The sequence below is a fragment of the Kitasatospora sp. NPDC056181 genome (genome assembly GCF_042266225.1).
GTDB lineage: Bacteria > Actinomycetota > Actinomycetes > Streptomycetales > Streptomycetaceae > Kitasatospora.
The window spans coordinates 1,999-24,834 of sequence record NZ_JBHJUK010000134.1; the positions used below are offsets into that span (position 1 = coordinate 1,999).

A 22,836-nucleotide genomic window follows, 5' to 3' on the forward strand; every position below is an offset into this window, starting at 1 on the left:
CGGGGGGCGGGGCCGGGCCCCGCGGTGGCCCGGCCGCCCCCCCGGGGGCGTGGGGTCGCGCCCCCCCCCCGGGGGGTGGGCCGGGTGGCCCCTCCACCCCGCCACCACCAGCCGGCCGCCGCCCGGACCGCCCGGCGCCCGGTCGGTGCCCGGTCAGCGCCTGATCAGTGCCCGGTCGGCGCCTGGTCACTGCCCGGTCAGTGCCTGGTCAGCAGGCCGTTCTGGTGCGGCAGCTGGGCGCCGACCGCCGGGAGGTCCCCCTGGCCGGCGGCCGGGGGAGGGTCGTACTGGAGCAGGAGCATGGCCGCGTCGTCGCCGAGCTGACGGCCGACGTGGCGTACGACGTCCTCGTGCAGGCGCTGGAGGACGTCCGCCGGGCGGCCGTCCGCACAGCGCGGCAGCCGTTCGGCGAGCGGGTAGAAGACGCCGGCCCGGTTGCGGGCCTCGATGACGCCGTCGGTGAAGAGCAGCACGCGGTCCCCGTGCCGCAGCGGGACGCGGTGCACCGGCGGCCGGACGTCGGCCGGGTCGAGGACGCCGAGCGGCGGCACCGTCTCGGCGAGCTCCAGCGGCCGGACGTCCTCGCCCCCGCGCAGCAGCAGCGGCGCGGGGTGCCCGCAGTTGACGATCTCGGCGGTGCCGTCGGGCCGGACCCCGATCAGCACCAGGGTGACGAACTCCTCCTCCACTCCCGGGTGGTCGTTCTCGTGCAGGGCCCGGTCGAGGCTGACGGCGAGCCAGCCGGCCACCCGCTCCAGGGCGGGCTCCTGGTGGGCGGCCTCGCGGAAGGCGCCGAGCACGGCGGCGGCCGTCTCCACCGCGCCCAGCCCCTTGCCCCGGACGTCGCCGACCACGGCCCGCACGCCGTGCCGGGTGTTCACCACCTCGTAGAGGTCGCCGCCGATCCGGGCGTGCGCGGCGGCGGCCTCGTAGTGGACGGCGGCCCGGACGGTGCCGACCCGGTCGGGGACCGGCCGCAGCAGCACCCGGCGGGCGATCGAGGCGACCAGCTGGGCGTCGGCGAGCGCCTTCTCCTGGCGCAGCCGCAGGGTGGCGCTGACCCAGCCGATCGCGGCGACCAGCACGATGGCGAAGACGGTCGCACTGTGCACGGACTCGCCGAGCACGTCGTTGTGGAAGGCCATCAGGAAGGCGACGGCCTCGGTGCAGAGGCCGATCGCGAGCGGGTACCAGGTTCGGCGGCTGACCACGGCGGCCAGCGCGGGGACCGCGGTGAGGGCCGGTTCGACGGTCACCGCGGCGTCAGTGGTGTAGTCGAGGACGACGACCAGCGCCATGCCGATGAACGGCAGCGACAGTGCCGTCCTCGGCCAGGTGCCGGTCGCGCCCGGAGCGGCCCCCGGGGTCGGCCCGGCGAACCGCTCTCTGATCCATCCGGTCGCGCTCAACTTCGGTCTCTCCAGCAGAAGACGCCGATGCCCGTGGGCACCTGCGGTGATGACTGAGGGTTAGGGACTACGGGCCTCGCTGGCGGCCGGAGCACGGGGGTTGACCGGTTACCGACCCCACAATAGGCACGAAACGTGCACTACGCACAGGTTTCGCCCGTTGCCGTGATGACTTGAATGCTCTGCGTGACTCATTCTTCACTGTTCCCGATCAGGAGCCGTTCCAACTCTTTTCGGTCGGGAAGTCCTGCGGGTTGTTCGATCCGGCCGCTGCGGACGTACAGGAACGACGCCGTGACCTGCTCCAGCGGAACGCCCAACTGTTCGGCCCAGGCGACCCGGTAGACCGCGAGCTGGAGCGGGTCCGCGGTCTCCTCGCGGTGCGTCTTCCAGTCCACCACTTCGTAGCGTGACGCGCCGCCGGATTCTGACCGGCCGTCACCCTCGCGGTAGACCGCGTCGATCCGGCCGCGCACCACCCGGCCCGCGAGCACCAGCTGGAACGGCGCCTCCACCCGGTACGGTTCCCGGTTCGCGTACGGAGTACGCAGGAACGCCTCCTTGAGCCGCTCCAGGTCCTGCTCGTCCTCGATGCCGTCGTCGTCCGCCCCGGGCAGCGCGCCCGGCTCGATCAGCAGCAGCGGCTCGATCCGGGACTGCACCCAGGCGTGGAAGCGGGTGCCCCGGCGGGCCGCGGGCTGCGGCGGGCGCGGCATCGGCCGGGCCAGGTCGTGCGCGAAGCCGTCCGGGTCCGCGGCGAGCCGCAGCAGCTGGGTGGCGGAGAGCGCGGCCGGCAGCGGCACCTCCCGCACGCTGCGCCGGGACCGCTCCAACTCGCCCAGCAGCGCGGTGAGATCGCGGTCCCAGGACTCGACCTGACGGCGGTCCTCGGCCGCCATCGGCTCCGGCTCGGCGGCCGGCTGCCCGGCCAGGCGCCGGTACACCACCTCGGCGACCCGGCGGCGGGCGTGCTGCGCGGCCGGGTCCAGCGGCAGCGGCCAGGGCCGCTCGGCCGGCGCGGCGAGCGCCGGGTTCTCCGCGCCCTTGGGCGGCTGCTCGGCCCAGTGCTCGATCTCGCCGGCGCCGGGCCGCTCGCAGTGCTCGCGCAGCTGCTCCAGGAAGGCGGACGGTCCGCGCGGGGTCTTCTGGCTGGGCCCCCACCAGTGCCCGGAGGCCAGCAGCAGCGAGCGCGGGCGGGTGAAGGCGACGTAGCCCAGGCGCAGCTCCTCGGTGCCGGAGTGCTCGGCCAGGGCCTGCTTGAAGGCGGTCATCGACTTGCTGTTCCAGCCGCCGCGCACGTCGGGCAGGGTGGCCGCGTCACCGCGCAGGGCGTGCGGGAGCACGCGCTTGGTGCTGGTCCAGCGCTCGCGCGCGCTGGACGACGGGAACGCGCCCCTCACCAGGCCGGGGACGGCGACGACGTCCCACTCCAGGCCCTTGGACTTGTGCGCGGTGAGCACCTTCACGGTGTCCTCGCCACCGGGCAGGCTGCTGTCCAGGCCCCGCTCGTACTCCTGGGCGGCGCGCAGGAAGCCGAGGAAGGCGGGCAGGCCCGGGTCGCCGTCCAGGTCGGAGAAGCCGGCCGCGACATCCAGGAAGGCGTGCAGGGTCTCCCGCCGGCGGGCGGCCAACGCCTGCGGGGAGGCGGCGAGTTCGACCTCCAGGCCGGTGACGGTGAGCACCCGGTGCAGCACGTCCATCAGCGGCTCGGCCAGCGAACGGCGCAGCTCGCGCAGCTCGCGGGCGAGCCGGGCGAAGCGCAGCCGCGCCTCGGCGGAGAACGGCAGCTCGTCGGGCTGGCCCTCGTCGCCGGAGGGGCCGGTGAGGAAGGTCTCCAGCGCGTCGGCCAGCGAGACCACCTCGGTCGGGTCGGTCTCCGCGACGGCGGCCGCCAGCGCCTCGACGCCCTCGGGCCGGGCGGTGCGGACCAGGTCGGCGGCGCGCCGGCCGAGCAGGGCCAGGTCGCGCGGGCCGATCCGCCAGCGCGGGCCGATCAGCAGCCGGACCAGCGCGGCGTTGGCGGTCGGGTCCTGGAGCACCTCGCAGACCGCCACCAGGTCGGCCACCTCGGGCAGTTGGAGCAGCCCGCCGAGGCCGACCACCTCGACCGGCACTTCGCGGGCGACCAGCGCCGCGTGGATGTCGGGGAAGGCCGCGCCGCCCCGGCAGAGCACGGCGATCCGGCCGGGCGCGGTGCCGGTGCGCACCAGGTGGGCGATCGAGTCGGCCAGCCAGTCGACCTCCTCCGCGTGGGTGGGCAGCAGCGCGGCCCGGACGTAGCCGTCCTGCTCGGCGCCGGGGGCCGGGCGCAGCGCCTCGACGCCCTCGTGCATCGCGCGCAGCGGGGCGGCCAGCTCGTTGGCGAGGGCCAGCAGGCGCCCGCCGCTGCGCCGGTTCTCGCTCAGCGCGTACCGGGCGGCGCTCTCGCCGCCCGCCTTCGGGAAGTGCCGGGGGAACTCGTCGAGGTTGGCGACGGAGGCGCCGCGCCAGCCGTAGATCGCCTGGCAGGGGTCGCCGACGGCGGTGACCGGGTGGCCGCCGCCCCGCCCGTCCGGGCCGGCGCCGAAGAGGCCGGCCAGCATCAGCCGCTGGGCGACGGAGGTGTCCTGGTACTCGTCGAGCAGGACGACCCGGAACTGGCTGCGCAGCAGTGCGCCGACCTCGGGGCGCTCCTGGGCGAGCCGGGCTGCGGCGGCTATCTGGTCGCCGAAGTCCATCAGGCCGGCGGCGGCCTTGCGGCGCCGGTACTCCTCGACCAGGCGGAGCAGCTCCAGCCGGGCCCGGGCGGTGCCGGGGACGGCCCGCAGGTCGTCGTTGGTCAGCCTGACGCCGGCCAGGGTGTCGAGGAGGTCCTCGTCGAAGGCGCGCAGGGTGGCCGGCTCGACCAGGTGCTCGGCGAGTTCGCCGTCCAGCGCGATCAGGTCGGCGACCAGGTTGGCGAAGGTGCCGGTGAGGGCCGGGAAGGGCCCGCGGGCGGTGCGCAGCACCTTGGCGGCGAGCTGGAACCGGGTGGCGTCGGCGAGCAGCCGGACGTCCGGCTCTATGCCGATCCGCAGGCCGTGCTCCTTGAGCAGCCGGCCGGCGAAGGCGTGGTAGGTGGAGATCTCGGGTTCGCCGAGCGACTCCTCGTGCGGTTCGGCGGCCCTCCCCCAGCCTTCGGCCGGGGACACCCCCAGCCCGCAGAGACGCAGGGCGGAGCGTACGCGCTCGGCCAGCTCGCCGGCGGCCTTGTTGGTGAAGGTGAGGCCGAGCACCTCCTCGGGCCGCACCGCGCCGGAGCCGACCAGCCAGACGACCCGGGCCGCCATCACGGTGGTCTTGCCGGAGCCGGCGCCGGCCACGATCACGGCCGGCTCCAGGGGGGCGCCGACGGCCGCCATCTGCTCCCGGTTGAAGGGGATGCCGAGCAGCTCCTTGAGCTGGTCGGGATGGTCGAGCACGGCGGTCACCCCGCAACGTTAACGGGGGGCACCGACAGGACGGGCGTCCGGCCGGCGTGAGCCTCACTACTCGACGAGCTGGGCGCCGTCCCGCTGGGCCGAGCAGCTGCGGCGGAACGAGCAGCGGTCGCAGCCGCCGCCGGTCTGCGGCACGAACCGCTCGGCGAGCACCCGCCCGGCCGCGTCGGCGAGCAGGTTCTCGATCCACGGCTCGCCCTCCGGCGGCTCCTGCCGCTGGACCTTGGGCGCGTCCGGGGCGCCCTTGTCGGGCTTGCGCAGCTGGACCAGCTCGGCGCCGCCGGACTCCGGGGCGCGGCCGTCGAAGCCGGGCAGCTCGTTGAGCGCACCGGCCCGGACGGCGAGCTGGTAGACGGCGAGCTGCTTGTGGTCGGGCAGCGACTTGTCGGTCGGCACCTCCTTGCCGGTCTTGAAGTCGACCACGTAGGCACGCCCGGCCTCGTCCTTCTCGACCCGGTCCATCGACCCGCGGATCCGCACCGAGACGCCGCCGGCGTCCAGCGTGACGTCGAAGCCGTGCTCGGTGGCGACGACGTCGCGGCCGCGCTGGAGCACGTGCCAGTGCAGGAAACGCTCCAGGGCGGCCCGCGCCTCGGTCTTCTCCTGGTGGGACTTCCACGGGGCGTCGAAGGCCAGGGCGTCCCAGACCGTGTCCAGCCGCTCCATCAGGACGGCGAGGTCGGCCGGGGTGCGGCCGGAGCCGACCTCGTCGGCGAGGGCGTGCACCACGTTGCCGAAACCCTGGGCGGCGGAGGAGGAGCCGCGCGCCTTGACCTCCTTGTCCAGGAACCACTGCAACGAGCAGTTCTCCAGTTGCTCCAGGCCGCTGCCGGAGAGCCGGACCGGCAGGTCGGCGCTGCGCAGCGGGTCGGGGGCGGCGGTGGCGTCGTCCAGGCCCCACCAGCGGTCGGGGTGCGCGGACGGCACCAGCGGCTGGCCGTCCTCGTCGGCGGCCAGGGCCAGGGTGGCGAGCCGTTCGGCCGCGGCGCGGCGCAGCTCGGGGGCGCGGGCCGGGTCGACGGTGACCGCGCGCAGCTCGGCGACCAGCGCGGCGACCGCGAGCGGTCGGCGCGGACGGTGGGTGACGTCCTCGACGGTGGCCGGCGGGGTGCGGCGCAGCACCCTGCCGGTGCGCGGGTCGACGTCCTCGCGGTAGAGCTCGCGCAGGAAGCGGGAGGGCTCGTCCCCGTCGTCGGCCGGCGCCTTGACGGCGGTGACGATCAGCCGCTCCCGGGCCCGGGTGGCGGCGACGTAGAAGAGCCGGCGTTCCTCGCCGAGCAGCGCGGCCGGGGAGAGCGGCTCGGCGAGACCGTCGCGGCCGATCCGGTCGGCCTCCAGCAGTGAGCCGCGGCGGCGGAGGTCCGGCCAGAGGCCCTCCTGGACACCGGCGACCACGACCAGGCGCCACTCCAGGCCCTTGGAGCGGTGCGCGGTCATCAGCCGGACGGCCTCCGGGCGGACGGCCCGCACGGTGAGGGTGTCGGCCGCGATGTCCTGGGCCTCCAGCTCGGCGAGCAGGTCGAGGGCGCTGCGGTGGCCGGTGACCTGCTCCTCGGCGCGGGCGGCGGTCTCGAACAGGGCGCAGAGCGCGTCGAGGTCCCGGTCGGCGTTGCGGCCGCCGGCGCCGCCGCGCAGCGCGGCCCGCTCCAGGCGCTCGCGCCAGCGGCGGCTGCCGTCCCAGAGCTCCCAGAGCGCGTCCTCGGCGGTGCAGCCGCCGGCCAGCCGCTCGCGGACCTTGCGCAGCAGGGTGCCGAGGTCGCGGGCGCGCCGGGCGTAGGCGGGGTCGAGGGCGATCAGCCGCTCGGGCTCGGCGAGGGCCTCGCGGACCAGCTCGCCGGCCGGACGCGGTACGGCGGCGGGCCGGCCGTCGGCGCGCAGCGCGGCGCGTTCCTCCTCGCGCAGGGCGCGGCCGAGGCGGCGCAGGTCGGAGCCGTCCATGCCGCCGAGCGGGCCGGTGAGCAGGGTGTGGGCCAGCTCGGTGGTGAGCGGGTCCGGTGCCTCGGGGGCGTTCCGGTCGCGGTGGGCCTGCTCGGCGCAGACCCGCAGGGCGAGCAGCAGCTGGGCGACGGCCGGCTCCTCGCGCAGCGGCAGGTCGTCGCCGTCGATCTCCAGCGGGACGCCGGCCGCGCCGAGCGCCCGCCGCACGCCCGGGATGGACCGGGCGCCGGCCCGGACGAGGACGGCCATCTCGCCCCACGGCACGCCGTCCTCCAGGTGGGCGCGGCGCAGCAGGTCGGCGATCGAGTCCAGTTCGGTGCCGGGCGTGGGGTAGGTGTACACCTCGATCCGGCCGCCCTCGCGGGAGGGCAGCAGGGCGCGGTGCTGGGCGAGCTTCTCGGCGGGCAGCCGGCCCATCGGCATCCGCCGGGCCAGTTCGCGGGAGGCGGCGAGCAGGACGGCGCCGGAGCGGCGGGAGACGCGCAGCACCTTGACGTCGGCGGGGCTGCCGTCGGCCTGCCGGAAGGTCTGCGGGAACTCCAGGATGCCGTTGATGTCGGCGCCGCGGAACGCGTAGATCGACTGGTCCGGGTCGCCGACGGCGATCAGCTCGCGTCCGTCGCCGGCCAGCCGGCGCAGCAGCCGGACCTGGGACGGGTCGGTGTCCTGGTACTCGTCGACGAAGACCACGTCGTAGCGGGCCCGCAGTTCCTCCCCCACCTCGGGGCGCTCGGCGAGCAGGACGGCGCGGTGCACCAGCTCCGCGTAGTCGAGGACGCCGCGCAGGTCGAGCACGTCCAGGTAGTCGGCGAGGAAGTGGGCGGCGGCGGCCCAGTCGGGGCGCTGGACGCCCTCGGCGAAGCGCTCCAGCTCGGCCTCGCCCAGGCCCAGCTCACGGCTGCGGGCGAGCACGGCGCGGACCTCGTCGGCGAAGCCCCGGGTGGTCAGGCAGGCCCGCAGGTCGAGCGGCCAGGAGATCCGGCCGCCGCCGAGGCGGGCGTCCTCGGCGCCGCCGGCCAGCAGCTCGCGGACCATGACGTCCTGCTCGGGGCCGGACAGCAGCCGCAGCGGCTCGGCGTACTCCTGCGGGTCCTGGTGGGCTCGGAGCAGGGCGTAGCTGAAGGAGTGGAAGGTGGTGGCCTGCGGGGACCGCAGCGCGGTGGGGCGCGGGGCGGCGGAGGAGGTGCCGAGCCGGGCGGACATCCGGTCGCGCAGCTCCATCGCGGCCTTGCGGCTGAAGGTCAGCACCAGGATCCGCTCGGGGTCGGTGCCGCGCTCTATCCGCCGGGCGACGGCCTCCACCAGCGTCGTGGTCTTGCCCGTCCCGGGCCCGGCGAGCACCAGGAGCGGGCCGCCCGTGTGCTCGGCCACGGCACGCTGGTAGTCGTCCAGCACGGGCGGGGCCGGCTGCGCGAGGGGGCTGCGCACCAGACGGTAGGGGGAGCTCACGGATGTCCTGGGGGTTGTGCTGCGGGCCACGGAAGGCGGGCCCCGCGCGGGGGCCCGTCCGTATCGAGCCTACGATCCTGCCCCGTCATTCCCGTCCGCGCACCCGCTTCGGCTCAATCCCCCGCGGGCCCGCCGTCCCACCGGGCCCGCTTGAGGTCGACCCGGGGCGGGTCGGCGAGCTCGCGCAGCGGTGTGCCCTCCTCGCCGTAGTGGGCGAGGGCGCGGTGCTCGTGGCCGGGCAGGAAGCGGCCGTCCGCGCGGATCACCCGCCACCAGGGCACGGCACCGCCGTAGAGTGCCATCACGCGCCCGACCTGCCGGGGGCCGCCCTGGCCGAGGTACTCGGCAACGTCCCCGTAGGTCATCACCCTGCCGGGTGGAATCCGCTCGGTCAGGTCGAGCACCAGTTCGGCGAAGGGCGGCAGAGCGCCGCGGTCGCCGTCGTCGTCAGCGTCCGTCACCTGGGGCATTCTTCCTTATGGGGGAGGATGCAAGGACCCGTGCGAACGATCCGCCGCGCCCGATCCGCCCCCTGTCCAGCACGGGGTGCTGCGGCATGCCACCATCTTCGGGGCGGTGAGTGGTGATACGAGGACAAGACCAGATGACCGGGACGGCAGACGTGGACGTGGACGAGGACTCCGACGAGTCCACCGACGCCATGCCCGCGGGTCCCGGCGGTGCGCCCGCCGCCGAGCCGTCCCCGGAAGTCTCCCTGATCAAGGACCGGACGATCAAGACCCCGCAGCCGACCGACGCCGAGACCGAGGCGCCCGAGCGCGCCGCCGCCCCCGCCGACGGGCCGGCGCCGACCGGCGTCCCGGCCCAGCAGCCCGCGCCGCCCGGCGCGCACGAGGTGGCCGGGCCCACCGGCCTCTTCGAGCCCGCCGAGCCTGCAGAGCCCGCAGAGCCCGCCGACGACACCCCGCACCTGGACGTCGACGAGCCGCTGCTCGCCGCCCGCGCGCACCGCCCGTCCGACCTGATCCGGTTCCTGGTCGGCGTCCTCGGCATAGTCGCGGTGTTCGTCCTGGCCGGTGTGGCCACCTCGACCACCACCGGCATCGAGCTGGACATCGCCTCCAACGCGCCCCGCTTCTCCCCGGTGCTCACCACCATCACCGGCCTGGTCTCCAGCGTCGCGGTGCTCGCCGTCCCGCTCGCCTTCGCGGTCGAGCGGCTGATCAAGCGCGACGGCCTGCGGGTCGCCGACGGCGTGCTCGCCTCGGTCCTCGCCTACGGCGTCTCGCTGGGCATCGACTGGTGGGTCGCCGAGGGCGCCTCCGACCACATCCGGGACGCCCTCACCCGGCTGCCGCTGGACAGCAACGGCACCCTCACCGACCCGGTGCACGGCTACCTGGCACCGGTGATCGCCTACATGACCGCGGTCGGCATGTCGAGCCGGCCGCGCTGGCGGGTCGCCCTCTGGGTGGTGGTGGTCTTCAGCGGGATCACCGAGCTGCTCGGCGGCTTCACCACCCCCCTCTCGCTGCTGCTCACCGTCCTGATCGGCTGGTCCGTCGCCTACGGCACGCTCTACGCGATCGGCTCGCCGAACATCCGGCCCACCGGCCAGCACCTGATGATCGGCCTGCGCAAGGTCGGCTTCACCCCGGCCAGCGCCCACCGCGCCCCGGACGCGCCCGGCGGCACCCGCCGCTACTTCGTCGCCCAGCAGAGCGGCCCGCCGCTGGACGTCCACATCGTCGACCGCGAGCAGCAGGCCTCCGGCTTCTTCTACCGGGCCTGGCGGCGGCTGCGGCTGCGCTCGGTGGCCGTCCGCCGCAGCCCGCAGTCGCTGCGCCAGGCGCTGGAGCAGGAGGCGCTGATCGCCTACGCGGCCGCCGCCTCGGGCGCCCGCGCCCCCCAGCTGGTCGCCACCTCGGAGCTGGGCCCGGACGCCGCGATCCTGGTCTACGAGAACGTCGAGGGCCGCACCCTGGACGACCTCACCGACGAGGAGGTCACCGACCAGGTGATGGCCTCGCTCTGGGAGTCCGTCGCCGCCCTGCACGAGCGCCGCATCGCGCACCGCCGGCTGACCGGCGAGTCGCTGCTGGTCGTCGACGAGAAGACGGCCTGCCTGGTCAACCTCTCCGGCGGCGACATCGCCGCCACCGACCTGACCCTGCGCATCGACGTCGCCCAGCTGCTCACCACCTTCGCGCTGCGGATCGGCCCCGAGCGGGCGGTGGCCACCGCCAACGCCGTGCTCGGCGCCGACCGGGTCGCCCAGGCACTGCCGCTGCTGCAGCCGGTCGGTCTGAGCCGCTCCACCCGCGTCGACCTGAAGAAGCTCACCAAGGAGCGCAAGGCCGCCGCCCGGGCCCGGGCGCTGGAGCAGGTCGCCGCCGGCGAGCGCACCCAGCAGCAGGCCGAGGAGGACATCGCGACGGCCGGCGAGGACCTGCTCAGCCGGATCCGCGGCCAGATCCTCCAGATCGCGCCCGAGGCGCCGACCGAGACGGCCAAGCTGGAACGGCTGAAGCCGAAGACCCTGATCATGGTCATCGCGCTCACCTTCGCCGCCTACCTGGCACTGACCACCATCAAGCCGGCCCAGCTCAAGCTCTCCCAGATGGACTGGGCCTGGGCGGCGGCGGCCCTCGCCGCGGCCGCCTTCAGCCACGTCGCCGCCTCGATGAACCTGACCGGCTTCGTCCCGGAGAAGCTGCCCTTCGGCCGCACCGTCGCGGCCCAGCTGGCCGGGTCGTTCGTCAAGCTGGTCGCACCGGCCGCGATCGGCGGCATGGCGCTGAACACCCGCTACCTGCAGAAGGCCGGCATCCGCTCCGGGCAGGCGGTCGCCTCGGTCGGCGCCTCCCAGCTGGCCAACCTCGCCGGGCACCTGCTGCTGCTGTTCAGCTTCGGCCTGATCACCGGCAGCCAGACCAACGGGGACCTCTCCGCCTCCCGCGCGGTGATCATCGGGGTGCTGTCCGCCGCCGTGCTCGCCCTGGTGGTCGCGGCCGTCGCCCCGCTGCGGCGGTTCGTGCTGAACCGGCTGCGCTCGCTGTTCTTCGGCGTGGTGCCGCGGATGCTCGACCTGATGCAGACGCCCAGCAAGCTGGTCACCGGCTTCGGCGGCGTCCTGCTGCTCTCGCTCTCCTTCACCGCCTGCCTGGACGCCTCGGTGCACGCCTTCGGCGGCTCGATCAGCTTCTCGGCGGTGGCGGTGGTCTTCCTGACCGCCAACGCGGCCGGCTCCGCCATCCCCACCCCCGGCGGCATCGGCCCGGTCGAGGTCGCGCTGATCGGTGCGCTCACCGTCGCCGACGTGCCCCCGGCGATCGCCACCCCGGCGGTCTTCCTCTACCGGGCGCTCACCTTCTGGCTGCCGGTGCTGCCCGGCTGGATCTCCTACAACGTGCTCCAGCGCAAGGGCGCGCTGTAACCGACGGGTGCTCCGCCGGGCCGCACCTCCGGACGGCGGGGCGCCCGGCGACGGAACGCCGAAGGGCCCGCCGGATCCGGCGGGCCCTTCGCACGTGTTCGACGTCTTCCGGTTGCTGCTAGTAGACCGGCTTGTGCGGCTCGATCTGGTTGACCCAGCCGAGCACGCCGCCGCCGAGGTGGACGGCGTTGGCGAAGCCGGCCGACTTCACCACGGCCAGCACCTCGGCCGAGCGCACGCCCGACTTGCAGTGCAACACGATCTTCTTGTCCTGCGGCAGCGACCCCAGGGCGTCGCCCATCAGGAACTCGTTCTTCGGGATCAGCACCGCGCCGGGGATGTTGACGATCTCGTACTCGCCGGGCTCGCGGACGTCGATCAGGAAGATGTCCTCCTTGTCGTCCTGCCACTGCTTGAGCTGCTTCGAGGTGATCGTCGAACCCGCGGCGGCGGCCTGCGCCTCGTCCGACACGACACCGCAGAAGGCCTCGTAGTCGATCAGTTCGGTGACCGTCGGGTTCTCGCCGCAGAGCGCGCAGTTCGGGTCCTTGCGGACCTTCACCTGGCGGTAGTTCATCTCCAGGGCGTCGTAGATCATCAGCCGGCCGACCAGCGGGTCGCCGACGCCGGCCAGCAGCTTGATCGCCTCGGTGACCTGGATCGAGCCGATGGACGCGCAGAGCACGCCCAGCACGCCGCCCTCGGCGCAGGACGGGACCATGCCCGCCGGCGGGGCCTCCGGGTAGAGGCAGCGGTAGCAGGGGCCGTGCTCGGCCCAGAACACGCTGGCCTGGCCGTCGAAGCGGTAGATCGAGCCCCACACGTACGGCTTGCCGAGCAGCACCGCGGCGTCGTTCACCAGGTAACGGGTGGCGAAGTTGTCGGTGCCGTCCACGATCAGGTCGTAGCCGGAGAAGATCTCCATGACGTTGGAGTTGTCGAGGCGCTCCTCGTGGAGGATCACGTCGACGTAGGGGTTGATCTCCTTGACGGAGTCCCGCGCCGACTCGCCCTTGGAGCGGCCGATGTCCGACTGGCCGTGGATGATCTGACGCTGCAGGTTGGACTCGTCCACCACGTCGAACTCGACGATGCCGAGGGTGCCGACGCCCGCCGCGGCCAGGTACATCAGCGCGGGCGAGCCGAGGCCGCCGGCGCCGACGCACAGCACCTTGGCGTTCTTCAGCCGCTTCTGCCCGGCCATGCCCACGTCGGGGATGATCAGGTGGCGGGAGTACCTGCGGACCTCGTCAACGGTGAGCTCGGCGGCCGGCTCGACCAGGGGTGGCAGCGACACGGGGACTCCGATGGTCGTCAGTTCAGGTGGCCAGGGCCAACCTCTTGTGGCTTGTTGCTCCGCCACCGAGGTGGCTCTGCTACGCCAACAGTGTCACGCCGCCCCGGTATTCCGAGACAGCCCGTCCGACTGGCGAGACGAGCGACGTCGGATGCTGGGACCGGCCAAAACGGCCCGCGCACGGCCGCGGCCCGGCCGGTCACGGGCGCACCGGCCGGTCGCCACCGGGCCGTTGCGCCCCCGGCCGGACCGGGGGCGCCGGGCCGCGGTGACCGCCCGGAGGGTCAGACCCGGCAGGCCGTCTCCAGCCAGACGTCCCCCAGCGACTCCTCCAGCGGCACCTGTGTCCGCCAGCCGAGACGGTCCCGGGCGGTCCGCACGTCCGCCTGCCGCCACGGCACCGGCTCACCCGACGGGCCCCTGCCCTCGGCCGGCCGCGGCTCCGGCGAACGGTGCCCGGGCAGGTGGTGCTGGCCCGGGTGCGAGCCGGCGTGCTCGACCGGCCCGCCCGCCTGCGCGGGCAGCAGGACCTGCCGGTTCTCCTCCACGATCGCCCCCTCGAACCCGGACGCCCGGACCAGGTGCTGGGCCGCCTCCCGGGCCCGGACGGCGTGCCCGCTGCCGATGTTGATCACTCCGGTGGCCGCCGAGACCGCCGCCGCCTGGATCGCCCGGGCGACGTCCCTGACGTCCACGAAATCCCGGTATCCGGACAGGTCCGGCATCCGCACCTGCGGCTCGTCCCGCTCCAGCGCCCGCCGCAGGCCCTCGGCGAGCCGCCCGAACAGCGACGCCGTCGGCGCCCCCGGGCCCACCACGTCGAACACCCGCAGCACCGCCGCGTCCAGCCCGGAGGCCAGCACCAGCTCCGTCCCGGCGAGCTTGGAGACCCCGTACGGGCCGACCGGGCGCGGCTCGGCGCTCTCCGACACCGGCACCCCGCCCGGCACCGGCCCGTACTCGGCCGCCGAGCCGACGTGCACCAGCCGGGCCGGTTCGCGGCTGCGCCGGATCGCCTCGCAGACGGTGGCGACGGCCAGCGTGTTGGCCCGGATCAGGCTGCGGGAGCTGCCGTAGGTGGCGCCCGCGCAGTTGATCACCACCTGGGGCGCGACGGCGTCCAGGAACCGGGCCAGCGCGCCCGGGCTGCCCGCGGTCAGGTCGAAGCGGATGTCGGCCGAGTCACGCCGGCCGAGCACCGTCACCTGCAACTCCTGGTCCACGAGCAGACGATCGGTGACCCGGCGGCCGATGAAGCCGTCGGCGCCCAGCAGCAGCACCCTCATCGGGGGTGTCCTTCCACGAAGCGAGGTCGGGAACGACCTGGCGGACAGAGTGAGAACGAGCAGCAAGCAGGAGGAACGGACGGCGGCCGGACCGTCAGCGGTACGCGTCGGCCCGGCCGAGCGCCGGCCACGCGTACGCCAGCAGCGCCAGGGCGACGGCCCCGCCGCCGAGCAGCCCGGCCACCGGAGCGGACCGGCCCAGGACGAGCGGCACCGCGGCGGCCGCCGACCCGGCGAGCGCGCCCAGCGCGGCGCCGCGGTGGCGGCCGCACCGCGCCAGCAGTGCGGTCAGCACCAGCAGCAGGCCCAGCACGCCCTGCGCCGCCCACTGGGCGGGGCCGGCGCGTTCGGCCGCCAGGTGCAGCAGCCCGCCGTCGTGGCCCGGGCCGGGCCGCGGGGCCAGGGCGGTCAGCACGGCGAGCGCGGCGAAGCTGAGCACCGTCAGCACGGCCAGGTGCAGGGCGACGGCCACCGGCAGCACCGGCCGCATCCGGGCACTGAACTCGGCGAGGGTGCCCGCCGTCCGCAGATGACCGCCGCCGACGTGCCGGAACCAGCGCGCGGCCCACTCGGCCGACCCGGCCGACAGCGCCGCCGCCAGCACCAGCGCGACCGTCACCCGGCCGTCACCCGGGCCGCCGACCGCCCCGGCGAGCGGGAGCAGCAGCAGCCCGGCCACCCCGGCCCCGTACCCCAGCGCGGCCGGCCGCCACCGCCGCGGCCCGGCCGGGTGCGGCGCCTCCGGCAGGGCGGCGGCTGGGCCGAGCTCGGGGCCGGCGGTGGCGCAGGGTCCGGACGGGACGGGCTCCGCCGACGCGGTCGGCAGCGCCGGCAGCAGCGCGAGCGGGACGGCCGCCGGCAGCAGCACGGGCCACCGGCCGCCGAGGGCGGCGGAGGCCGCGACCGGCAGCGCCGTCAGCACCGACGCCCGCAGCGCCGCGCCGCAGCTCCGCTGCCGGCTCCCGGCGGCCCCGGCGTCCGCCTCCCCGGCCGCCGACCACGCGGGCGGGCGGCGCGGTACCCGGGCGTACAGCTCCTCCGCGAGCCCGAACAGGTCGGCGTGCCGGCAGCGCGCGGCCGCCTCCTGGCCCAGGCCGGCCTCCTCCAGCCCGACGGCGATCTCCAACGGGTCGACCGCCCGCTCGCAGAGCAGCCGGTGCTCGGCCATCACCTCCCGGACCGGATCGCCGGAGAGCCCGGGCGCACCGGAGAGCCCGGGCGCACCGGTAGCACCGGACACCCCGGCCGCCGGGCCGCCGCCGCCCGCCATCAGACCGCCTCCGCGAGGGCGCCCGGCCGCTCGGCCACCGCTGCCGGACCGTCCTCGCCCGGCTCCGCGCCGTCCGCGGCGCCGTCCGCCCCGGCGGCCTCCGGGCCCGCCGCGCCCTTCCCACCCGTACGGTCCGCCAGCCAGTACTCGGCGGGCCGGGCGAACGGGCGCGGCTGCACGCCCGCCTCACCGCCGACCGCCGCCGGGAACGCCGGCCACTGCGAGACCAGCTCCAGGTAGATCTCCCGGAACGCGCCGATCACCGGTTCCACGGCGAAGCGTTCCTGCGCGCGCAGCCGCGCGGCCAGCCCGAGCCTCGCCCGCCGTTCCTCGTCGCGCAGCAGCGCCAGGCAGGCGGCGGCCAGCGCCTGCGGATCGCGCGGCGGGACGAGCAGCCCGGTCGGCCCGACCACCTCCCGGGCCACCCCGACATCGGTCGAGACCACCGCCCGGCCGCTCAGCATCGCGTCGGCCAGCAGCCGGGGGCTGCGCTGGGAGAGTGCCGAGAAGACGATCACCGTGGCGCCCTCCCAGGCCCGCGCGGTCGACTCCGGCCGCCCGGCGAACTCCACCGCGTCGGCCACCCCCAGCCGCCCGGCCACCGCCTCGCAGTGCGCCCGGTAGCCGCGGACGGCCTCCTCGCCGTGGACCACCAGCCGTGCCGCGGGCAGTCCGGCCCGCACCCGCGCGAAGGCGTGCAGCATCAGCTCGGTGTCCCGGCCCGGCTCCAGCGCGCCGGCCCAGACCAGCGTCGGCGCGGACGGTTCCGGGCCGGCCGCCGCCCGGGCCACCGCCGGAGTGCCCTCGTGGACCACCCTGGTCCGCGCCGGGTCGGCCCCGCAGCGCCGCTGCCACTGCTGGTCGTGGGCGCTGCCGGGGGTCAGTATCGCGGCCTGCCGGTACGTCTCCTCCGTGAGCGCCCGGAAGAAGGAGAGCAGCAGCGCCCGGACCGGCCACCGGTACGGCGCCTCGCGGTAGCCGGCGTACTGCTCGCGCAGGTGCAGGCCGTGCTCGGTGACCACGAACGGCACCCCGTGCAGCTGCTTGGCCACCAGCGCGGGCAGCGCGGCCGGGCCGCCGCCGACCACGTGGCAGAGATCGGCGCCGCCCAGGCCGCCCGGCCCGGTGCCGTACCAGGGCGCGGAGAGCGGACGCAGGCACTGCTCCAGCAGGTCGGCCCCGACCAGGACGTCGCAGACCAGCGGCTGCCCGGCCGAGGTGTCGGCGCCGGGTGAGCGCCAGACCCGCTCCAGCGTGCGCCGTGCGTGCGCCGAGGCGAGGAACGCCGACAGCGAACCGTCCTCCCGGGCGAGCGCCGCCAGCCGGTACAGCCCGGCGCCGAACGAGGCCCGCTCCCCCGGCATCACCAGCGCCCGGACCAGCCCCTCGTACGCCCGTGCGTACTGCCGTCTGCGCAGTGCCCCCGGCAGGCGCCCGGCCGGGCGGCGCCCCCAGAGGGCCAGCTCGTGCACTCCCGGCCTGCCGCCCCGGGGACCGGCAGCGGCCCCCGGGCCCGCCAGCACGTACAGCTCGAAGTCGTGCTCGTGCAGGCCCTCGGCCAGCCGGTCGGACCAGCCGCCGGTACCACGCTGGGGGTATGGACGCACACCCTCGGTGATCAGAGCAACGCGCACGGAGACCTCCAGAGCAGAGCGGATCGGAGCGGATCGACGGATTGCCTGTGCGGCCTGGCCGGTTCCCGGGAGCCCCGCGGGACGGCGCGGGGAGGGGCCCGGGCGAAGGAGTCCGGACCGGCCGCGGCGCCCGTGGCCGGGCGCACCGCGGCACGGGCCGGCGGTGCGCACCGGCCCCGGCGCCCCTGCCCTCGGCCGCCCTCCGGGATCTCCGGCGGCCGCGACTCCCCCACACCTGTTCGGTCCGACAGCAGAAAGGTAGGACCGGCCCCCGGCGATCCATCGGTCACATGCCTGGCTGCCACCTGAACGAGTGAACCGCCGTGACCTCGCCCCGGAGCGGGGCGTTATCGCGCGCTCTGATCCGCACCGGCCCTCAGGCCCGCGCGAGCAGCTCCCGCACCTCCCGGGCCACCTGCTCCGGGTGCTCCATCATGGCCACGTGCCCGGAGTCCGGCAGCACCAGCAGCCGGGCGTCCGCGAAGGCGTCGCAGGCCCGCCGCGCCGAGCGGTAGGAGACCAGCTTGTCCCGCAGCCCGTACACCAGCAGCGTGGGCGCCTTCACCTGACCGGCCTGGCGCCAGAGCGCCTGGTCGCCGCGCTCGGTGTAGGCGGAGACGATCCCGCGCGCCGAGGCGGTCAGCACCTGCATCGCGTACGGCAGCTCGCTGCGCCGCCGGTACTCGGCCACCGCCTCGGCCCGGGTGTCCGGCGACAGCCCGTCCGGGTCGCCGTAGACCAGCCGCAGCAGGCCCTCGGTGGCGTCCTCGGCGCTCCGCCCGTTCGCCGGCAGCCGGCGCAGCAGCGCGGGCACGCCGGGCACCGCGAGCAGGCCGGTCGGCCAGGCGGTGCGCTGCGGCGGGAGCTCGGGCAGCGCGGGCGAGATCAGGGTGAGGCTGCGCACCAGGTCCGGCCGGAGCGCGGCGAGCCGGACGGAGACGGCGCCGCCGAGCGAGTTGCCGAAGAGGTGCACCGGACCGCGCCCGGCCGCCTCCAGGTAGCCGATCACCGCGCGCACGTGCCCGGAGACGGTGAGGTTGCCGTCGGCGGGCGGCGCGGAGCGGCCGAACCCGGGCAGGTCCACGGCCTCGCCGTCGACCAGGCCGGAGAGCCTCGCCATCAGCGCCGTCCAGTTGCCGGCCGAGCCGCCGAGCCCGTGCACGAAGAGGGCCGGCTCCCGCCCCCCGGCCGCACCGCCCCCGGGCCGGTGGACCGCCAGCGCCGCACCGGGCACCTCGACCGTACGGAACGCTGCGGGCTCCCCCGCCTCTGTGCGTATCTGCTGCTCAGCGCTGCTCATGGTGGACGATGGTAGTGAGCCGACGGCCCGGCGGGGATCTCCCGTCCCTCGTCACACCACTGCCGTCACCCGTGGTCAGCGCCGTATTGTGGGCTCCTGACAAGGGAGCTCTCAGCTTTTCTGGCGCTCGCCAAGCGCGAATGCGGTTACCGGAAAGTAGAATCGGTCATCTTGCCAGCCCCGATCAACCCGTGAAGTGAGGAGCGCCGTGACGGCCATCCAGGAGGCGCAGGAGCGCCCGCGCGGTGCCCGCCTGCCGCGAAGCGCCCGCCGTGAACAACTGCTCGGTGCCGCCCAGGAGGTGTTCGTCGCGCAGGGCTACCACGCGGCCGCCATGGACGACATCGCCGATCGCGCCGGGGTCAGCAAGCCGGTGCTGTACCAGCACTTCCCCGGCAAGCTGGAGCTCTACCTGGCACTGCTGGACAAGCACTGCGACGCCCTCGTCGAGTCCACCCGTGACGCGCTGTCGACGACCACCGACAACAAGCTCCGGGTCGCCGCGACCATGGAGGCGTACTTCAACTACGTCTCCAGCGAGTCCGGCGCCTTCCGGCTGGTCTTCGAGTCGGACCTGACCAACGAGCCGGCCGTGCGCGAGCGCGTCGAGCGGGCCTCGGAGGCCAGCGCGACGCTGGTCAGCAAGGTCATCCAGGAGGACACCGACCTCCCCGAGTCCGAGTCCAAGCTGCTCGCCGCCGGGGTCTGCGGCCTGGCCCAGATCACCGCCCGCTACTGGCTCTCCCAGGGGCTGGAGATCCCGCGCGACGAGGCCGTCCGGCTGGTCGCCAGCCTGGCCTGGCGCGGGCTGAAGGGCTTCCCGATGCACCCCGCCTCCGAGCAGCCCGAGGACTCCGCCGCCGAGCAGTGATCCACGGACCTTCGCCTCGGCCTTGATCCGGTGCTCTATGGTGAAGCCGTACGGCGCGGTCGCCGAGATCGCCTGTCCCAGGCGGTCCGGAACCGCGCGTGGATGGCTGCAACCCCGGAGGGACGGAAGTCGTGGAGGTCAAGATCGGCGTGCAGAACGCGCCGCGCGAGATCGTGATCGAGAGCTCGCAGACTGCCGATGAGGTCGAGAGCGCGGTCGCCAAGGCGCTGGAGGGCACCTCGAAGCTCTTCGCGCTGACCGACGAGCACGGCCGCCGCGTCATCGTCCCGGCCGAGCGCCTGGCGTACGTGGAGATCGGCGAGCAGGCCGCCCGCAAGGTCGGCTTCGGCACGCTCTGAGCTGTACCGCGGTGCCCCGCTCCCCCTTGGGGAACGGGGCACCTTCGCGTTCCGCGGCCGCGCGTGTACGGCCGGGAGGACGGGGGTACGGCGACAGTGCGGCCGACCGGACGCCGCGCGCCCGCACCCACCCCGGGAGGCATCCTTGCTGGTCGAGACGCTCGCCTTCGCCCTCGTCGGTCTGATCGTCGGCGCCGGAGCGCTGATGTCACTGCCCGCGTACTTCCCGTCCGGGCGGGTACTGACGACGGGAACGGCGCTGGTCTCGGCACTGCTCGCCGGGGTGATCGCGCACTTCACGCTGGACGGCCGGTTCCCGGCGGCCAGCATCGCGATCGCGGCGGTCGCCTCGGCCCTGCTCACCTCGGTGCTGGCCCGGCCCGACCTCGCGGCCGGGCGCCAGCCCGCCCACCGGCACCACCCGCACCGGGCCGGCGCGCACCGCCGGCACCGGCACGCCTGACCCGCCCTACGAGGCCAGCCCCAGCGCGGCCATCCGCTTGGTGTGCGCCTCGGTGATCCGGTTGAACATCTTGCCGACCTCGACCAGGTCGAAGCCCTGCACCTGCACGCCGCCGACCAGCAGGTTGGAGAGCGCGTCCCGCTCGGCGACGACCCGCTGGGCCTGGCTCAGCGCCTCGCCCATCAGCCGCCGGCCCCAGAGCGCCAGCCGGCCGCCGGCCCGCGGGTCGGCCTCGATGGCCTGCCGCACCTTGTCGACCGCGAACCGGGCGTGCCCGGTGTCCGACATGACGCCGAGGACCAGGTCGCGGGTGTCGTCGTCGAGGCGGACGGCCACCTCGCGGTAGAAGTCGGTGGCGATCGCGTCGCCCACGTACGCCTTGACCAGACCCTCCAGCCAGTCCGACGGCGCGGTCATCCGGTGGAACAGCTCCAGCGGCTCGACGAACGGCCGCATCGCCTCCTGCGGGTCGGCGCCGACCTCGGCGAGCCGGTCGTGCAGCCGCTGGTAGTGCTGGAACTCGGCGGAGGCCATCCGGGCCAGCGCGGCCTTGTCGGCGAGGTCCGGCGCGAGCTTGGCGTCCTCGGCGAGCCGCTCGAAGGCGCTCAGCTCGCCGTACGCGAGGGCGCCGAGCAGGTCCAGCACGGCCGCCCGGTAGCCGGGGTCGGCCGAGCAGCTCGCCCAGTCCCCGATCGAACCGGCCCCGTCGTCCTGCGTCTCACCATGGGTCTCCATGACCGGCCACCTTAGTCCCGCCCGCCCTCCGGCACACGCACGGCGGCGCGGCCTGCCCCGGGCGTGCCGGTCGCCCGGCGGACGGGCCGCGGGCGGCCCCGCAGGGCCTCCGAGCAGCGATGTCATGCGCGTCACGTGTTCGAGTCGTCGCGTCACGGTATGGTGGTAGGGAGACCCGTAGTGCTCGCACGGTGTCACCGCCGTCTCGGTGCGCCGGGCAAGCCCGCTCCGTAGCGGGACCGCCCCTCAGGGCGTGTCCGTACCGGAAGCCGGGTCCTCACGTACGCGGATGCCCGGTCGGAGAGCCGATCGGCTCCGACCATGGCTTGGACTTCAAGCCTTGGCACCGCATCAGTGGCCGAGCGAGGGCCGCCGAGACCGCGCCGCCCGGCGAAGGTCCCGCGCAGGTCCCTCACGGGAATCCTCCCCGACGCCGCCGTGACCGCGCCCCTCACCGGGCCCCGCGGACCGGCCGGCCGCAGGGACCGGCGCGGTTGTGCGTCCGCGCAGCTGTCATCAGGGCCGTACCGGCCCCTACGCAGCCGCGCGGCTGCCCGCCCGCCGCTCGCTCTCGGCCCCTCCACACGGAAGAGGCAGCACCCTGTCCACCACCGCTGAACCCACCAAGACCACTTTCCGGGACCTGGGGATCCTCCCGGAGACCGCCGAGGCCCTGGAGGCCGTCGGCATCGTCCACCCCTTCCCCATCCAGGAGATGACCCTCCCGGTCGCGCTGACCGGCCACGACGTCATCGGCCAGGCCAAGACCGGCACCGGCAAGACGCTCGGTTTCGGCCTCCCGCTGATCGAGCGGGTCGTCGTCCGCGCCGACGTCGACGCCGGCCGCGCCACCGAGGAGCAGCTCAGCGACTTCCCGCAGGCGCTGATCGTCGTCCCGACCCGCGAGCTCTGCACCCAGGTCACCAACGACCTGCAGACCGCCGGCAAGGTCCGCGACGTGCGCGTGCTGGCCGTCTACGGCGGCCGGGCCTACGAGCCGCAGGTCGAGGCGCTGAAGAAGGGCGTCGACATCGTCGTCGGCACCCCGGGCCGCCTGCTGGACCTCGCCGGGCAGAAGAAGCTGAACCTCGCGCAGGTCCGCGCGCTCGTCCTGGACGAGGCCGACGAGATGCTCGACCTGGGCTTCCTGCCCGACGTCGAGAAGATCCTCACCATGCTGCCGGCCAAGCGGCAGACCCTGCTGTTCTCGGCGACCATGCCGGGCCAGGTCATCAGCCTCGCCCGCCGGTACATGAGCCAGCCGACCCACATCCGGGCCGCCGCCCCGGACGACACCGGCACCACCGTCGCCAACATCGAGCAGCACATCTTCCGTGCGCACTCGCTCGACAAGGTCGAGGTCGTGTCGCGCATCCTGCAGGCCGACGGCCGCGGACTGGCGATGATCTTCTGCCGGACCAAGCGCACCGCCGCCGACGTCTCCGACCAGCTGACCCAGCGCGGCTTCGCGGCCGGCGCCGTCCACGGCGACCTCGGCCAGGGCGCCCGCGAGCAGGCGCTGCGCGCGTTCCGCAACGGCAAGGTCGACGTGCTGGTCTGCACCGACGTCGCGGCCCGCGGCATCGACGTCGAGGGCGTGACGCACGTCGTCAACTACCAGTGCCCCGAGGACGAGAAGACCTACCTGCACCGGATCGGCCGCACCGGCCGGGCCGGCGCCTCCGGCACCGCGGTCACGCTGGTCGACTGGGACGACATCCCGCGCTGGCAGCTGATCAACAAGGCGCTGGACCTGCCGTTCAACGAGCCGGAGGAGACCTACTCCACCTCGGCGCACCTGTACGAGCTGCTGAAGATCGCCAAGGGCACCACCGGTGTGCTGCCGCGGTCGGAGCGGACCCGGGCCGGGCTCGGCGCGGAGGAGGTCGAGGACCTCGGCGAGACCGGCGGGCGCGGTTCGCGTGCGGCGGGCGGCCGGGGCCGCGGCGGTGCCAAGGGCGGCTCCGGCA

The 22,836-nt window shown here is 75.1% G+C and carries 15 protein-coding genes; 5 read left to right on the forward strand and 10 right to left on the reverse strand.

Annotation, left to right across the window (positions count from 1 at the left end):
• Window positions 1-197: 197 nt before the first annotated feature.
• From ACFC1F_RS34480 to ACFC1F_RS34495, 4 genes are all read right to left on the reverse strand, one after another.
• Window positions 198-1,409 (reverse strand): PP2C family protein-serine/threonine phosphatase, encoded by a 1,212-nt coding sequence (locus ACFC1F_RS34480; protein ID WP_376164360.1) that lies wholly within the window; start codon window positions 1,407-1,409, stop codon window positions 198-200.
• 191 nt (window positions 1,410-1,600) lie between these two features.
• The gene (locus ACFC1F_RS34485) at window positions 1,601-4,858 is read right to left on the reverse strand and encodes a UvrD-helicase domain-containing protein (protein WP_376164362.1); all 3,258 of its coding nucleotides are present in this window, start codon (window positions 4,856-4,858) and stop codon (window positions 1,601-1,603) included.
• 57 nt (window positions 4,859-4,915) lie between these two features.
• A complete protein-coding gene (locus ACFC1F_RS34490; RefSeq protein ID WP_376164364.1) occupies window positions 4,916-8,254 on the reverse strand; it encodes an ATP-dependent helicase in 3,339 nt (1,112 codons plus the stop codon).
• Between the two features lie 113 nt (window positions 8,255-8,367).
• Window positions 8,368-8,724, reverse strand: coding sequence for an MGMT family protein (locus ACFC1F_RS34495; protein ID WP_209411168.1), 357 nt, complete (start codon window positions 8,722-8,724; stop codon window positions 8,368-8,370).
• A 134-nt stretch (window positions 8,725-8,858) separates the two neighbouring features.
• Between ACFC1F_RS34495 and ACFC1F_RS34500 the strand changes: the two genes are divergently transcribed.
• On the forward strand, window positions 8,859-11,651 hold the full coding sequence (locus tag ACFC1F_RS34500; RefSeq protein ID WP_376164366.1) for a flippase-like domain-containing protein: 2,793 nt from the start codon (window positions 8,859-8,861) through the stop codon (window positions 11,649-11,651).
• Between the two features lie 118 nt (window positions 11,652-11,769).
• Here ACFC1F_RS34500 and moeZ read toward each other — a convergent pair whose 3' ends face one another.
• The 5 genes from moeZ to ACFC1F_RS34525 all read right to left on the reverse strand — a co-directional run bounded on the left by moeZ (window position 11,770) and on the right by ACFC1F_RS34525 (window position 18,438).
• A complete protein-coding gene (moeZ, locus tag ACFC1F_RS34505) occupies window positions 11,770-12,948 on the reverse strand; it encodes an adenylyltransferase/sulfurtransferase MoeZ (protein WP_376164368.1) in 1,179 nt (392 codons plus the stop codon).
• A gap of 284 nt (window positions 12,949-13,232) precedes the next feature.
• Window positions 13,233-14,234, reverse strand: coding sequence for an NAD(P)-dependent oxidoreductase (locus tag ACFC1F_RS34510; RefSeq protein WP_209411167.1), 1,002 nt, complete (start codon window positions 14,232-14,234; stop codon window positions 13,233-13,235).
• A 94-nt stretch (window positions 14,235-14,328) separates the two neighbouring features.
• Window positions 14,329-15,504 carry a hypothetical protein gene (locus tag ACFC1F_RS34515; RefSeq protein WP_376164370.1) on the reverse strand — a complete coding sequence of 392 codons (1,176 nt, stop codon included), beginning with the start codon at window positions 15,502-15,504 and terminating at the stop codon, window positions 14,329-14,331.
• Window positions 15,504-17,138 (reverse strand): DUF3492 domain-containing protein, encoded by a 1,635-nt coding sequence (locus ACFC1F_RS34520; protein WP_376164372.1) that lies wholly within the window; start codon window positions 17,136-17,138, stop codon window positions 15,504-15,506. The genes ACFC1F_RS34515 and ACFC1F_RS34520 overlap by 1 nt, the downstream gene beginning before the upstream one ends.
• Before the next feature lie 376 nt (window positions 17,139-17,514).
• Entirely contained in the window at window positions 17,515-18,438 is a 924-nt protein-coding gene (locus ACFC1F_RS34525) for an alpha/beta fold hydrolase (protein WP_376164374.1), read from the reverse strand.
• A 208-nt stretch (window positions 18,439-18,646) separates the two neighbouring features.
• On the opposite strand from ACFC1F_RS34525, the gene ACFC1F_RS34530 reads away from it, so the two are divergent.
• The 3 genes from ACFC1F_RS34530 to ACFC1F_RS34540 all read left to right on the forward strand — a co-directional run bounded on the left by ACFC1F_RS34530 (window position 18,647) and on the right by ACFC1F_RS34540 (window position 20,131).
• Complete coding sequence (locus ACFC1F_RS34530) at window positions 18,647-19,309, forward strand: TetR/AcrR family transcriptional regulator (RefSeq protein WP_209411163.1); 663 nt, start codon at window positions 18,647-18,649, stop codon at window positions 19,307-19,309.
• 131 nt (window positions 19,310-19,440) lie between these two features.
• Window positions 19,441-19,668, forward strand: a complete 228-nt coding sequence (locus ACFC1F_RS34535; protein ID WP_148643034.1) for a DUF3107 domain-containing protein — start codon at window positions 19,441-19,443, stop codon at window positions 19,666-19,668.
• A 145-nt stretch (window positions 19,669-19,813) separates the two neighbouring features.
• Entirely contained in the window at window positions 19,814-20,131 is a 318-nt protein-coding gene (locus tag ACFC1F_RS34540; RefSeq protein WP_209411162.1) for a hypothetical protein, read from the forward strand.
• Window positions 20,132-20,137: 6 nt separating this feature from the next.
• Here ACFC1F_RS34540 and ACFC1F_RS34545 read toward each other — a convergent pair whose 3' ends face one another.
• On the reverse strand, window positions 20,138-20,866 hold the full coding sequence (locus ACFC1F_RS34545) for a ferritin-like fold-containing protein (protein ID WP_209411161.1): 729 nt from the start codon (window positions 20,864-20,866) through the stop codon (window positions 20,138-20,140).
• Window positions 20,867-21,581: 715 nt separating this feature from the next.
• Between ACFC1F_RS34545 and ACFC1F_RS34550 the strand changes: the two genes are divergently transcribed.
• Window positions 21,582-22,836 (forward strand): DEAD/DEAH box helicase (locus ACFC1F_RS34550; RefSeq protein ID WP_376164377.1); only part of this gene is annotated, 1,255 nt, incomplete at its 3' end.

What these genes read in the sequence shown, in the direction of transcription:
- ACFC1F_RS34545 (WP_209411161.1), bottom strand. Translation starts at nt 20,866, where the DNA reads ATGGAGACCCATGGTGAGACGCAGGACGACGGGGCCGGTTCGATCGGG.
- ACFC1F_RS34500 (WP_376164366.1), top strand. Translation starts at nt 8,859, where the DNA reads ATGACCGGGACGGCAGACGTGGACGTGGACGAGGACTCCGACGAGTCC.
- ACFC1F_RS34525 (WP_376164374.1), bottom strand. Translation starts at nt 18,438, where the DNA reads ATGAGCAGCGCTGAGCAGCAGATACGCACAGAGGCGGGGGAGCCCGCA.
- ACFC1F_RS34510 (WP_209411167.1), bottom strand. Translation starts at nt 14,234, where the DNA reads ATGAGGGTGCTGCTGCTGGGCGCCGACGGCTTCATCGGCCGCCGGGTC.
- ACFC1F_RS34515 (WP_376164370.1), bottom strand. Translation starts at nt 15,504, where the DNA reads ATGGCGGGCGGCGGCGGCCCGGCGGCCGGGGTGTCCGGTGCTACCGGT.
- ACFC1F_RS34495 (WP_209411168.1), bottom strand. Translation starts at nt 8,724, where the DNA reads ATGCCCCAGGTGACGGACGCTGACGACGACGGCGACCGCGGCGCTCTG.